The sequence below is a fragment of the Pseudomonas sp. S2_A10 genome (assembly GCF_054668465.1).
This window is the reverse complement of record NZ_CP162773.1, coordinates 3,219,333-3,232,844: the sequence shown is the minus strand read 5'-3', so window position 1 is coordinate 3,232,844 and position 13,512 is coordinate 3,219,333. Positions and strand designations below refer to the sequence as shown.

The following is a 13,512-nucleotide window of genomic DNA, read 5'->3' as shown; positions in this document are numbered from 1 at the left end:
CCTTAATCCCACGCCGTCGCTGCTTTGACCACGGCGGGTTTCACATCCAGTTCCGGTAGCACGATCCAGACGCCGGCGGGCAGAATCGGCCCGTGTTCGGCCAGGGTCGGGTTGAGCTTCCACAGCGCTTCTTCGGCAGCGTCATCACTGCGCCCGGTTTCGCGGTAGAGCAGCAGATTCACCGAATCACCGGCCACGCTTCGTGCTTTACGCATTGTTGAACTCCGCTAGTTCGATGACCCAATCGACTACCATCGCCGTACCGTCATCGATGATCTGGGTCTGGGTTTCCTGAACGCTGCTGATCCGCCACAGGCCCCAGTTTCGACCAATCCCGTCGATCAACGGCAGCGGGATACGCAGCGCCTGCAAAGCTCGCAATTCATCGAGCCGATCCATGGCTACGGCGTACATCGACTTGCCGGTAATGGTCAGGGTTTCCGGTTTCTGTCCGGTCTGGCTGGACTTGGGTTTGCTGGTGAGGATCTGTATCTCGGTCCAGCCGCCGTCAGACTTGCGCAGCAACTGGTGGTACGCAAAGTTGCGCGACAGGCCGAAGATGAAACTGCCCAATGCCATTTGCTGTTTCATCAGGCGACTCCATCGGTCAGGGCCGCGTCGCGGCGGGTGGCGAGGGGGTTGGTACTCATTGTCGACATGAACTGAGTACTGAAATGGTTTTGCATCACTTGAGAGATCACCGCGCCGACTTTTTCCGAGCTGGCGATTTCGCTGCCGCTGATCTGAATCGACGGCGCGTAAGTGATTTGCTGGTTTTGCGTCTGAGCGTTACTCAGATCCTTGGCCACTTGAGCGGGAGGCGCAAGTTTGTCCTCGGCAGGTTTGCCCAGTTGTTCTCCAACGTAGGAACCGAGTATTCCGCCCAGCGTCCCGCCGATGAAAGTGCCGATACCGGGCGCGATGAAAGTGCCGATCGTGGCACCGATGGCGGTACCAGCCAGCTCGCCGGCGGCACCTTTGACCGCTTGGTCATCGCCTTCGCGCCAACCTTTCACTCCGGTATAGGCCGCGTGCGCAATGGCCAGCGGCGCTCCCAGTTTTACCGCCGGCAGCGCTTGGGCGATTTTTGGCATGACCTTGGCGCCAGCGCTTTCGACCAAGGGCATAAGCTTGGCAACAGGCCCTCTGAGTCGCGATGCCATCTCGCTGTTGCCCAGGCCATCGGTGAACAGTTTGAAGCCCGTTTTGATGTCATCAAACAGAGGCGCGACCTTGGCCGTGAGCCCCCCCAAACGAGTGCTCCCACTGGCGCGTGGAACTGTCGTGCGCGCCGATGTTCTGGCCGGCGAGCGTCGACCCGGTCGACGACCCGCTCGTTTGTTTTTCCGCCCGCCATCAGAGACATCGTCACCGACGATGGCATCAGCAATATCGGGGGGCAATCGCGTCGTCGCCAGACGTAACAGCTTCGCGGAAACGGTGTCGAGGACTGACGCAACGCCGGTTTTCAGCGCCCCTCCAACAAAAGGAAGAGCAGCGGCACCAAGCAGAACCAATCCTGCAGCAAGCGCCGGGAAAGCCTCCGCCGCAGTACTCACGCCATTGGCCAGCGCGGTGAGCACCACTGCGGCACCATCGGCCAACGGCGCCAATGCCGTGCCGAATGCGGTGGTCATCCGGGTCAGACTCGCATCGAGCGCATTCCAACGCCCTTGCGACGTATTGCCAAATACCTCGGCGGATTTCGCGGCGGCCCCCGAATCGGCGCCAAGTTCCGATGTCGCGTATTGGCGCTTGTCGGCCACTTGAGAGAATGCGTTTTTTACATCCTCTGGTTTCTTCAGCAGCTCAAGAACTCTGACGTCGTTTTCGCCAAACAGCGTCTTCGTCAGTGTTGCCCGTTCTTGCAGCGGTTGTTTATTGAGTGCAGCAAGCACCGAGGTGATGGCAGCGGGAGCATCCTTGCGCATCTCTCCTGCCAACGACTCGGGATTCAACCCTAACTGGCTCAGAGCCGTACGTTGCTCCGTCGATGCATCTGCGCCCTTCGCCAGCAGCGAAGTAATACCCTTCAACGCGGCGCTGGCGCCCTCCTTGTCTGCGCCACTGTTGAGTAGTGCCGCCGCAAACGCGGCCGCTTGTTCCGGAGTCATACCGGCAGTAATTGCAGCCTCGCCGGAACGTTGCACGACCGAACCGATGTCGGCGGCCTTGGCATCCAGGCCACTGTTGCCGAGATAGCTCGTTGCATCGGCCAGATCCTGGCTCTGATAGCGATCCAGCTTCAGCGATGAACGCCAGGCCGCCAACATCTCGCCAGCCGTTTTGACGTCCATCCTGAACGCCGCTGCGTTGATCGCGGCATCACGAGAGAACCACTTCAGTTCGTTCGCCCGTTGGTCACCCCTGGCTCCATCGGCAATGCCGGATCGTGCTCCGGCGACTTGAACTTGCAACAGGTCAGCGTTGGTTGCACCACTGGCCGCCACCTGTTTCTCGCTGGCGAGTTCCAGAGTGCTTTGTGAATGCGTTTGCAGCTGGTCGTTGCTCATCTTGAGCAACCGATCGAGTTCAACCAGCGCAGTCTCGTTGGCCATCGCCGGCTGCATCAGCTTCGGCGGCGGACGCTGCTCGATCCCGGCGCTGAGTTTTGACTTTGGTTCGCTCGTGGCGGGGGCGGCGGCGCCAACCTTGAACAACGACTGCTGGCTGATCAGTAACTCCCGCAGCTTGATCTGTTCCTGGGTCAGCAAACGAATATCCACGCTTGCCAACGCTAGCGTCACATTCAAATCCTGCAGCGGTTTGCCGAGGTTGTCGGGCAACGAAAACCCGTCCGTTGCATTGCCGCTCTCACCGGCGTACGTGAGCGCATATTTGCTCTCTGCCATGCCGCTCTACTCCTGTTTCACGCCAAGGCGAGTGATCGCTATGTCGTAGCGGCGCAACGCCTTTTCGGCGTCCCATTCCAGAATCTCCGCTTCACTTACCGGGTAAATGAGCGGGACGATATCGAGGATTACTTCGATGTCGCGTTCCGAAAGTAGGCCGCCGGCTGGTTTAAAAAATCGTCGATGCGCACCTGCAATTGCGTCCAGTCCGGGACGGTCAGGTGGGCCAGATCGGGGATCATCAGGCCGGTGCAGTGGGCGGTGATGAATTCGGCGCGTTCCTTGGCCGTTTTCAGTTTCTTCATCACTTTGGTGGCGCGCAGCACGGGCATTTCCAGGCTCAGCGAAGTCACGGTGCGACCGGTCACGGCGAGCGGTTGCAGCAATTGCACCTGATCGGGATCGCCGGCTTTCTCAGCGTCCTCGAGCTGGTCGAGAAAGTACGCACTCGGCCGGGTCGACATCTCATGGACGTACTGGGCGATGCTCACGTAGTCCGGACGTTTGAGTTGATCGAGCTCTTTCACCGACAGGCCGGTGGCGAGCAGCGCCAGCTCGAAGAACTGATCGTCTTCGTCATCGCCGGCGCGTTCCAGCGCATCTTTCTGTGCGGCGTAGAACAGCGGTTTGAGCTGGATCGATTCGATCTGCGAGCCATCGTCGCCGGTGATCGGCGACAGCAGTTCGTGTTGGGGTGGCATCCACGGCATGTATGAATTCCTTGGAGATTCGTTTGGTTCCACTGTGGGAGCGAGCCTGCTCGCAAAGGCTTTGGCACATTCGTCATTGATGTAACTGGACGACCGCTTTCGCGAGCAGGCTCGCTCCCACAAGGTTTTGTGATTTACCGGTAAACCGGTGTTTACGGCATCAACACCGCACGCCGTGCATCACCGAGGATGTCGACGCCGTTGAGCACGAACTTCTGCGTGCGCACGTCGATGTCGATCACCGGCACGCCGTTTTCAAGGCGGTTGTAGGTGCGGCAGGACAGTTCCAGATTGGTCTTGGGCTTCTCGCCCATTTTCACTGCGGTTTCCTCAAGGGATTTCAACTGGCCGCCGACGGTGTGGTAGGTGAACCAGGTATTGCCGTCCTGATCCTGACCAGCTTCACGCACGTTCAGCAGGATGTCGTCGCCGAGCTTCACGCCCAGCGCCAGCAGCACCTCGGCGCCGAGGCCTTGAAGGGTCAGCTTGGCGCCGAGCGCTTTGCCGCCCTTGGCCATTTCTTCGACGATGAAGCGTCCGCCGCGCATCTCTTCCATGTCGAATTCGATTTTCGGCGGGGTGAATTCCTCAACGGTCGCCGACAACGGCAGGCCTTGCAGGGTGGCCGCGATGGCCTGTCTTACGCGGTTGGTAAACATTAGAGAACGTCCTCCAGGAACTGCTCGATGATTTCATCGCGGGCGTTGAGTTGATAAACCATGTGTTCGTTCGGCGCGTAGCGGCCGTAGTCGATGACCACGTACCAGGTGCCGTTCTTGTACTTCTCGACGCTGTTGAGTTCCGGGTGCAGATACACGCTGCCGCCGGGAATGGTTTCATCGGCAACCAGGGTCTGCAGCCAGTCGTTGATGCGCTTGACCTCCTGATCCATGAAGGATTTGGTGAGGTTCTTGGCCATGGCTTTCTGGCCGGCCTTGACCAGCTTGCGGCTGATCGCATCTTCGAGGCCGACGTAGCTGATGAACTTGCCGGTGATCGAGCGGTTACCCAGCAGCGAGAAGCCGCCAAGCACGGTGCGGGCGTAGTAGCTGACGCCGTAACGGTTGAGCAGATCGCCTTCGGTGGACGTATCGAGGATGTTGTACTCGACGACCCGCGAAACGTCTTCGGCGAAGGTCACCTGGTTGCCCGGGCTCTCCCATTGCTTGACCTTGGCCAGCGCGGCAATCGCCAGACTGGACGGCGACAGGAAGACGTTTTTCTTCGCCGCTTTCGAATACACGGCGGGCATGTTGTGCACCACCAGGCAACGGTCGAAACCGAGTTCGGCGCCGCCGAGTTCCTGGCTGTACAGCACCTGATCGGCCACCGACACATCCTTGCCGTCCAGCACCACACGGGCCTTGATGCGCTTGCCGAACGCGGCGAACTCACCGGCCACCGCTTTGCTGCCGGTAAAGCCCGGCGCGCCGATGATGGTCAGGTCTTCCGGGACACTGCCCAGCGCCGCCAGACCCAGCTTGCGACCAGTCGCCGGCTCGACACCGCCGATCACATTGTTGACCGTGTCGGCCGGAGTTGCGCCTGCCTCGACGATGACCACGTATACCGGCACCTTGACCACTTTGAGGATCTGGTAAACCGCGTGATACAGCGTGCCCTCTTCCGACCCAGTCGGATCGAGCAGCGCATGGGTGGTGAAGCTGTTGATGCGAAACGGCGCGTTTCGCGGAATCAGCGGATCGGCTTTCGGCGCGGTGCCGACCAGACCGATGACGTTGTCACCCAGGCCACCCATGGCCTCGGGGGATTCAGTGGCATTGACGGTAATGCCGTTGTGCTCGAAGTTCAGAACCTCAGCCATGTTCAGTCAGCCTTCTTGGCAGCGGCCTTTTTGGCCTGGGTGATAGAGGTTTTCGGCTCAAGTCGACCGGCAAAGTGCAAGGCACTGGCCTCGACATCGAGCAGATCGAGTTCTTGACCAACGCTCGACCAATGCCCACCGCCGGTGGGGAATGGGACGAGCACGGTGTAGGTTTGGCGGGTTGCCATTTTTCGTTTCTCCATAAACGGGAAAGCCCCTCGGGAGGGAGGGGCTTTGGCGGGTGTTTTGGTGTTAGTGAGAAAATGCAATTGAGCGCGATTATTATTTCAGCGCTTTCCTCTAACTCAGGTTTGGGCAGGAGCACGCATCCCTCTCAGCACCTCCTGACCCAGTGAGATCTGCGCGTCGTGGTAAGCCATGAAACGAGGATCCTCCCACTCGATTTCTGCTTGATTTGGATATAAACCAGGATCTTGCGCACATCCAAATACCGCGACGATCTTTCTCATGCTGTCATCTTCAAATTGGACAAACATTGATCACCTCTTAAAAATCATATGATGTGGCGGAAACGATAAACGTGGGCGAACCTTGAAGAGTTGAGGTTGCCCAGCGGATCGTTTGAGGAGTTTTCATGTGCAAGCGTTCGAAAGGCACTGTTTGTTGCCCTCCGGCTGGCACAGTACCGTTGTTTGTTTTCTGACCTACCGAAGCATCCGAAGCAAAGAGACTCAATGAAATAGATCCGGCAGTTGTGGATGTTACGGTCGATGAGCCGCCAATCATTCGCGCATTTTTGGGAAGGGCCGGCACTACCTGGGTTGTAGGGCCTGATAAAACAGTCGTGTTCAGTACCGAAATGCCACTCACATCGACATGCCGACCGTCTTGCTGGCAGGCAGCGAAGAGCCCTGCGGATTGCGTCGGCAAAATAGACACTAGCGCCGACGCAGTAAAACCGGCTGGGATATTTATCCCGCTATAAACATTCGGCAAAACGGAATTAACGGCATTGACTGCCATTAACGCACTTACCCCTGAAGCCGGATTGTAAATAGCGTAGAGACCGACATAACCGTTTGACGGAGCCACCCCAGCATCCATTCCTCCAACGCCCACAACTGACAGGTTGACTAGTTTGTTGAAGTTGTTGAGTCGATATGACCCAGCAAAATCTTCGACGATGACCTCATCCGCCGTAAACGTTGCGGTAAGGGAGGCAGTATTAACGATCAGGGCCGCATTTCTGCTGGCTCCAGCTAGTGGACCGTTTAGCCGAAGCCTTTGCGTCTCCAGCAACAATGCACCTATATCAATGTTTCCCTGATTGATCGGCGCGTTCCAGGCCTTGATGCACCACATCACAGCCAGGTTGCGCGGGCGCGTTTCAGCGCCTACGTTTCCCGTTATCGGGATATCCGAGTTGGCGCCAGTTCCTGCACCGCTGATTACAACGGCCAGGCCGGAACCGGCTCCTGCCGCCGTAGTGACTGTATGCCGGAGAGCATGCAAGTGGGACTGGAACTGGTGGTTCTGCCAACTGCCAACGGTTCGATCAGCATCCACGCCCCGCCCATGATCCCAGCCACGCAGAAACTCGCCGCGAGATTCCGGCAAGCGGAAATTGCCCGCGCCCTCGTCACCCTTGTTGTAAGTTGTGCCGAGAAAAGCGGCTAGATCAGGATAGGTCGCGATGCTCTGCGCACTGCCATCCAGTTCCAGATAACCGGGAGCGACGATACCCGTCGGGAATGCCAGAACAGCACCCACCGGAACGGCGGATTTCAGCCGTTCGACCTCCTTCGCCAGCGCGGCTACATCGATGGCTCCCTGATTGACCGGGGCATTCCACGCTTTGATGCACCACATGACGGCAATGTTGCGAGGACGGGTTTCTGTTGAGGTGCGCGCAACTCTCGAAGCATCGAAGAGCATATTGATGACGCCGGTAGCGGCTCCGCCTCCGGGGATTTGCGTCCCACCGGTCGCCGCCGAGCCAAAAGCGCCGCCGACCTGGCCCACAGCTGCCAGTTGAACCCCATTATTCGCGGCATACTGTCCCGTGATGTTCTGGAGCGAGTCGAGCTGCGCACTGCCGACTCCCCGGCTAGCATCCACACCCCGCCCATGATCCCAACCCCGCAAAAACTCCCCGCGCGCCTCTGGCAAACGGAAGTTCCCAACCCCCTCATCCCCCTTGTTGAACTTGCCGCCCAGATAAGCGCTCAGGTCCGGATACGTCGCGCTGCTCTTGACGCTGTTATCCAGCTCCAGAAAACCCGGCGGTGGCGCATCAACCGGGAATGCCACAATCGATCCCACCGGCAACGCCGAAGCCTTGGCAATCAGCGCTTCAACTTCAGCTTTGGTGTACGAATCCTTGATACCAAATCCGGCCAGCGTCTCCGGGTTTGCACCCGCAGTCGCGCGACCATATTCGTCAACGGTTAGACTTTTATAAGTCCCAGCAGCAATCCCGGTTCGCCCCGCGAGCATCTTGAACGTCAGCGCAGTCGTGCCGAGGGTGATCGGCGCATTGGTGCTCAGATGCCACAGCGAATCACCGTTCGCCGTGCCCTCCTCCACCATGACCGTCAGACCCGGGGTGACCTTGGCGCTGGTGTTGGCATCGGTGGCCCGCACCCAGTCGCCATTGGCAACAATCCACAGGCCGTTGTCCTTGGCCAGCGTCTGGCTCGGCAGCAGCACACGATCGCCGGCAATTACGGCAACACCATCAATCTGCTGTGCGCTGTTAAGTACGACATTGCCAGTCGCCGCAACGCGCACCGACTGCTTGCCATCAAGTTTGCCGAGTTCTTCGGCGAGATAACTCATGACCCAGGCACGCGTCGCTTTAACCACCGTGTCATCAATCAACAAGGTCACCAGCGACGCATTACTGGTCTCGAAAATCGAGCGAATGTAAAACTCTTTACCCGAGCCCGACGTCGCCAGCACCGGTTTGAACGACTCCGGGTATTTGACGATGGCGTAAAGAATCCCGGTGTCAGTCCACAGCCCTGCTTCGCGCACATACCAACCGCCGACGTCCGGCGGGATGGTCACTTCGGCGAGCAGCCAGCTCGGGTTCTTCTCGTCCTGGAACAGTGCGTTGAGCGGTCCGCGCCAGACTTCGCGTTTCAGAGCGGTCGCGGTGGCGGCCGGGTTGTAGACCGCGCCGTTGCCGTCGCCGACGGAAATCTGCGTCAGCTTGATCGGCGTACCGGCGGCCTTGCACGCCGTTTCGTAGGCAATCCCTGCGTTGGTGAGCAGGGTGTAATAGTCAGCCATTCAGGCCCCCTGAGGATAAATAGTGGATGTTTCGACGGTGTACATGCCGGCAGCCATGAACGCCTCGCCAGAGGTTTCGAGCCCTTCGATGAACACCGGATAAACCGTGGTCAGTTCGCCGCAAAACGTCGCAGCACCAATGACGTGACTGCCGAATGCGCTCAAACCCACCGACACGGAGAGAACGTCCCTCTCGCTTTTCGCATCGGCCAGACGGCGGTCGAGACGTGCATCGATTTCTTCGCTGTAGGGTTGGTCGCTGAAGGCACGCACGGAAAAGCTGTACGGCGCGCCGGGCGGTGTCTGTTCGTACCAGGCGCGGATTTCCGGGCGCAGTTGCAAACCCTTGGCGGCGTTTTCCAGCGCCTTGCGTGTGCCGGCCTGGCGCGCGGTGGGCCAGGCCAGTTCGACGGTTACGCGCTTCTCCGACACCGGCGCATCGGTGCTCCATTCGGCGACGCCGCGATCGGCAGCCAGATACGGCAGGAAGGCCACCGGCGTTTCGCTGGGGTTCATCAGTTCCGGGAATGGCGGTGCGATGCGATCAAGCAACGCGCCGAAGCCCAGATCCAGTCCGCGCTCAAGTGCCGAGCTGTTGGCTGGCAGTAAGGTCGGGCGCTGAGTTTTTTCACTCATAGCGTCAGCACCTCGACTTCGACCGCGGTGCAATAAGGCGCCTGAAAAGCGGTGGTGACGATGGGCGCCAGCGGTTCGAGAATCTGCAGTTGCACGGCGCCGGCGCTGTGCAACGTGTAGTCGATCCAGCTCGGATCAACCCGACCTTCGAGGCGATGGCAACTGTCGGCGTAGGCCTGCAATTGCGCTTGCGCGGCGACCTTGGTCAGGCCCGAATCGGGACCGGAATTGATCTTGGCGACGACGCGGATTTTGTAGCGCTGGATCTCGGCCGCTTTGACGGTGACAAGGTCGGTTTCCGGGCGCACGTCGGGACGAGCAAAGTGCTGACGGACGCCGTCGAGCAATGCTTCGGAAGGCGTACCATCGCCGTCTCGAGAAAGCACGGTGACTTGCACTTCGCCCGGCGCAGTGCGGCGCCCGTTGCCATCCTTGACCTGCGCGGCGAGGCCGTCCGGATTGAAGGTGTAGGTCACATTCACTACACCGGCGTCGGTGGATTCGACCTGAACTGTTGGCCGCTCGCCGAGGGTGAACACCTCGCGGCGATACTGCATCCGCGAACCTGCCGCCGGTGCATGAGGTGCCAGGTAATAACGCAGCCGAGCGTCGTCATCACTTTCATAAATCGCCGGTACCGGAGGGAACGCTGCCGGGTCGCCTGGATCGAGCAACTGCCGTTCCAGGCCCATGTCCGCCAGCCGCGCATCGAGATTGCTGCCGGTCGCCCACCACGCCAGCATCTGTTTGATGCGTGCGTTGTATTTGCGCTCATGGGTTTGCAGACGCACGCAGAACGCTTCCAGCGCGAGGGTCAGCAATTCGCTTTCGTTTTCCAGACTCGCCTTGAGTTTCACGGCGCTGGCCGGCGAGCGAGCACCCACGTATTCGACGACGAAGGCTTTGAACTCGTTGAGTAAATCTTCGAACGCTTCAACCGTGATCAGCGCGGGTTCGGCCAGTTGATTCTGGCCGGGGATCAGCATGCTCATGTCACCACCTCGAAGGTTTGTTGGCGGTTTTTCCAGGTGCCGGCAAAACGCAGCAGCAGGCCGTCGCCGTGGCGACTGGCAACAATCACTTGCGGCTGAAAATCATCGATACCGTTTTGCGGGTTATAGAACGCTTGCGCGGCGTGGCTCTGTGCCAGAAGCAGAATGTCGTCACCGAGGTTCTGTCCCAACAGCGAGGGGATCAGCGATCCGTACAAGGGCCGTTTTTGCCGAGTGCCCAGCGGTGTGGTCAGGGCTCGGGTCACGCGCTGCACGAATTGCAGCCAGTCGTCGACCGTGGCCCCGCTGTCTCTATCGATTCCGATCATGGGAGGCTCTTGAATCAGGGGCTGATGACGCGGCCCTGGTGATCGACCAAGGGGCCGCTGAAGTGCACGCCCGAGGCGTCGATACTCAGGCCGACGGCGCCCAGTTGCAGGGTGATCAGTTGTGGCGTCATGGCCAGACGTGCAGGGCCGATGCTCAGTTCGAGCGACTCGCGAGACCCGTGGAATTGCGTTGGTCCGTTGAGCCAGTGCAAGGCGTGGCTGGCGTCGTCGTAACTGCTTTCGCTGCCGTCCTGATGTACCCGACGGGTCAGCGTCGGCACAGTCGAGGCCGGGGGGAAACGGTCACTGTTCAAGCCGAACAACGCGACACTCTGCGCGCCGCTTTCGCCGCTGCCATAGTTGAACAGCAGGCACTGCTCGCCCGCCGTGGGGATGCGCGATTCACTTTGCGCACCAGCGCTGGGGTTGAAGAACTTGATCGCTGGGGTGAGCAATCCACCATGGCTGACTTGGCAGGTATTGCTCGCCGCATCAACTGACTGGCAGATGCCAATGCGACAGAAACTCTCGGCGCGGCGGTGCAAGTCTTCGATTTCCGCTTCCATTTCCGCCAGACGCTCAATGATCGGGCCAAGCTGCATACGCAGTAATGCATCGAACATCGGTCAGCCCTCCAGCGCGGTGTACTGGTCCGGGTCGTCGATGTTGCTGACTTCCCAGGTGCGAGCGAATTTCGGCATGCCCAGCGGATCGTCGAGCAGGGTCGAGCCGAGGTAGAGCGTCTGCTCGAAGGTCAGGGTCCAGGCTTTGTATTGTTGATCAGCACTGATAAGCAACGATGGCAAGCCATCGATATTCAGGGGCAGATCGCATTGATCGCCGGGCAATCCCCAGCGGTTGTCAGTCATCAGGTTTTTCAGCACGGCAATCAGATCGCACGCTGCAAATGCACTGGCGGCAAGGGCCGGGATGACTTGCAGAGAGACCGTCATGACATGAGCAATTCGCCCGTCAGCGGCGCGCACCCCGGGTCCATTGCGGTCGAAGTCGATCAGCACCCAGGCCTGATCGCCCGGTGCAGTGAAATCATCATGGTTGCCGACGGTGAGGTTGAGGCCGGCGGTGTTGCGCAGTGACGTCGCGATGGCTGTAAACAGTTGCGACGGCTGCTGGATCGGTGTGGGCATACATGACCTCCTTTTCAATCGTCCACGCGCAGCCCTGCCGCCAACATGGCGGCAGGGAAAAATATTCAGGGTTAAGGGTGGTCGCGCGGCGGCACTTCGCAGACGCCGATACGCTTGGCCGCCCAGCGTTCGTAAAGACCTATAGCGACATCAGCGCCGGCCATCGCCGTCAGGCAGCCAAAAGCGCCAGCGGCCCAGATCGACATGCCGGCGGCATACAGCAGCATGATCGCTGACACGCCGCAGATCATGCAGGCGCCGGAACGCAGAGCCAGACGCCGCACAAGTGACCAGCCGCGGGCGCCCTCCTTGTCGGCGCGCCACATTTCGCCGGACACCCCGCCGACGACAGCGAGGAGGATGACCAGCCAGATCGGCATGTCCGCCAACGCTTGTTGCTCGTTTGTCATGTCACGCCTCCGTGGGTGATTGATGAGTGATGGGTTGGATTCAAACGGTTTCTCTTGAGGCAGGCATTCCAAAAAGCCCGGCGCTTGCACACCGGGCTTTTCAGTAATGCGCTCCTTCGCCTTCCTTCAAATCCTGTGTTCGAGAAGGAAGCTGACTTTTCGGCGCTACTGGCGCGGTACGAGTCCATTCAGATTGTTTTTCCGACCGCGGTCCCTGCCCGCCGGATAACTGCTTCTGGTGCTTTACGCTGCACACCCGGGTCAGTTGCCAACCCTCTGAACCGTTGAGGCCGGTTCATCGCTGCCTGTTCTTGTGGAACTAAAGAGCTTGTCTTGCCAGCCGCTTTGTCGAGCGGCTTGGTGGCAAGAATATGCATGGATGCATATACAGTCAATGCGTAAATGCATTTATTTATGCATTAAATTTGCGCATATGCATGAAACCCAAGCGGGCCAAGGGGTGGGGAGATTTCTGCAGGCGTAAAAAAACCTGCCGAGGGGCAGGTTTCAGTTGAATCGAAAGGGGCTAGCGGGCGTACATGCCCCACCAGAAGACGTGACCAAGGATAACGATCTGCTCTTCCTGGATTTCCTGGAAGCTGTAGTCCTCGTCCGGATGCTCGTCGCGATTGAAGCTGCGCAGACGGATACCGGTGGGCAAACGATAGAGTTGCTTCACGCGCAGCTGGCCATTGTGATTGATCGCATACAGGTCGCCATCAATGATGTCGCCGATGCCGCACTTGCCGGCATTGACGCCGACGGTGGCGCCATCGCGCAGAACCGGCAACATGCTGTTGCCGCGTACTGTCACACACTTGGCCTGGTCGAACTGCACACCATTGTGGCGCAGGCTGCGCTTGCCGAAGCGCAGGCTTGAGCGCTCGCTCTCTTCGATGACGAATCTTCCTGATCCAGCAGCCAATTCAACCTCACGTAGAAAGGGCACCGACACCTCGTCGTCATCGACAGGGGTGTCGTCGTCCCACAGGCTTATATCCTTGAGTTCCGCATGCACGTCAGCGCGCGTGCCGGCCGCCGTTGGCGCGACATCCGCGCGCCCGCGCAACTGATCGGTGCTGACGTTGAAATATTCAGCGATCTTCGAGATGTGTTTATCCGAAGGATCGACAATCTTCCCGCTGAGAATCCGCGAGAGCGTTGATTGAGGCACGCCGGTGCGACGGTGGAGCTCCGTGGGGGAGATCCCGTGCTGGTCGAGCAGTGCTCTTAAGACGGAGGAAACGTTGCGTTTTTGCATAACGCGCATAGTGCTTGAAGTTTTTCGTGAAGACAAATGCTGATTTGCATAAATCGTGCATAGATCAACTTTTCCCTGCCAATAAATGCTCACC

Annotated in this window: 16 protein-coding genes; all 16 read right to left on the bottom strand. The window is 59.2% G+C overall.

Translation table 11 applies throughout. From position 1 onward, the window contains the following. Nucleotides 1-2: 2 nt before the first annotated feature. Nucleotides 3-215 (bottom strand): tail protein X, encoded by a 213-nt coding sequence (locus AB4N41_RS14470; protein WP_095180504.1) that lies wholly within the window; start codon nt 213-215, stop codon nt 3-5. Beyond that, entirely contained in the window at nt 208-591 is a 384-nt protein-coding gene (locus AB4N41_RS14465; RefSeq protein ID WP_041478101.1) for a phage tail protein, read from the bottom strand. The genes AB4N41_RS14470 and AB4N41_RS14465 overlap by 8 nt, the downstream gene beginning before the upstream one ends. After that, complete coding sequence (locus AB4N41_RS14460) at nt 591-2,852, bottom strand: phage tail tape measure protein (protein ID WP_252877580.1); 2,262 nt, start codon at nt 2,850-2,852, stop codon at nt 591-593. The genes AB4N41_RS14465 and AB4N41_RS14460 overlap by 1 nt, the downstream gene beginning before the upstream one ends. Before the next feature lie 128 nt (nt 2,853-2,980). Beyond that, nucleotides 2,981-3,562 (bottom strand): phage tail assembly protein, encoded by a 582-nt coding sequence (locus AB4N41_RS14455; RefSeq protein WP_217852603.1) that lies wholly within the window; start codon nt 3,560-3,562, stop codon nt 2,981-2,983. 152 nt (nt 3,563-3,714) lie between these two features. Next, complete coding sequence (locus AB4N41_RS14450; RefSeq protein WP_039762530.1) at nt 3,715-4,221, bottom strand: phage major tail tube protein; 507 nt, start codon at nt 4,219-4,221, stop codon at nt 3,715-3,717. Further along, complete coding sequence (locus AB4N41_RS14445; RefSeq protein WP_110645911.1) at nt 4,221-5,387, bottom strand: phage tail sheath protein; 1,167 nt, start codon at nt 5,385-5,387, stop codon at nt 4,221-4,223. The genes AB4N41_RS14450 and AB4N41_RS14445 overlap by 1 nt, the downstream gene beginning before the upstream one ends. A 2-nt stretch (nt 5,388-5,389) precedes the next feature. After that, on the bottom strand, nt 5,390-5,575 hold the full coding sequence (locus tag AB4N41_RS14440; protein WP_252877579.1) for a hypothetical protein: 186 nt from the start codon (nt 5,573-5,575) through the stop codon (nt 5,390-5,392). A 117-nt stretch (nt 5,576-5,692) separates the two neighbouring features. Then, nucleotides 5,693-5,884: a hypothetical protein gene (locus AB4N41_RS14435; protein WP_095180500.1), complete on the bottom strand. Its 192-nt coding sequence runs from the start codon at nt 5,882-5,884 to the stop codon at nt 5,693-5,695. Between the two features lie 10 nt (nt 5,885-5,894). Continuing rightward, entirely contained in the window at nt 5,895-8,642 is a 2,748-nt protein-coding gene (locus AB4N41_RS14430) for a phage tail-collar fiber domain-containing protein (RefSeq protein WP_252877578.1), read from the bottom strand. Further along, the gene (locus tag AB4N41_RS14425; protein ID WP_460137841.1) at nt 8,643-9,278 is read right to left on the bottom strand and encodes a phage tail protein I; all 636 of its coding nucleotides are present in this window, start codon (nt 9,276-9,278) and stop codon (nt 8,643-8,645) included. Further along, complete coding sequence (locus AB4N41_RS14420; RefSeq protein WP_236168057.1) at nt 9,275-10,270, bottom strand: baseplate J/gp47 family protein; 996 nt, start codon at nt 10,268-10,270, stop codon at nt 9,275-9,277. The genes AB4N41_RS14425 and AB4N41_RS14420 overlap by 4 nt, the downstream gene beginning before the upstream one ends. After that, entirely contained in the window at nt 10,267-10,599 is a 333-nt protein-coding gene (locus tag AB4N41_RS14415; protein WP_236168058.1) for a phage baseplate protein, read from the bottom strand. The genes AB4N41_RS14420 and AB4N41_RS14415 overlap by 4 nt, the downstream gene beginning before the upstream one ends. Nucleotides 10,600-10,613: 14 nt before the next feature. After that, nucleotides 10,614-11,222, bottom strand: coding sequence for a phage baseplate assembly protein V (locus tag AB4N41_RS14410; RefSeq protein ID WP_252877577.1), 609 nt, complete (start codon nt 11,220-11,222; stop codon nt 10,614-10,616). Nucleotides 11,223-11,225: 3 nt separating this feature from the next. Next, nucleotides 11,226-11,747, bottom strand: coding sequence for a hypothetical protein (locus AB4N41_RS14405; protein ID WP_252877576.1), 522 nt, complete (start codon nt 11,745-11,747; stop codon nt 11,226-11,228). A gap of 71 nt (nt 11,748-11,818) precedes the next feature. Then, complete coding sequence (locus AB4N41_RS14400) at nt 11,819-12,157, bottom strand: phage holin family protein (protein WP_056783240.1); 339 nt, start codon at nt 12,155-12,157, stop codon at nt 11,819-11,821. 526 nt (nt 12,158-12,683) lie between these two features. Beyond that, entirely contained in the window at nt 12,684-13,427 is a 744-nt protein-coding gene (locus tag AB4N41_RS14395; protein WP_056783238.1) for a LexA family transcriptional regulator, read from the bottom strand. Between the last annotated feature and the right edge of the window lie 85 nt (nt 13,428-13,512).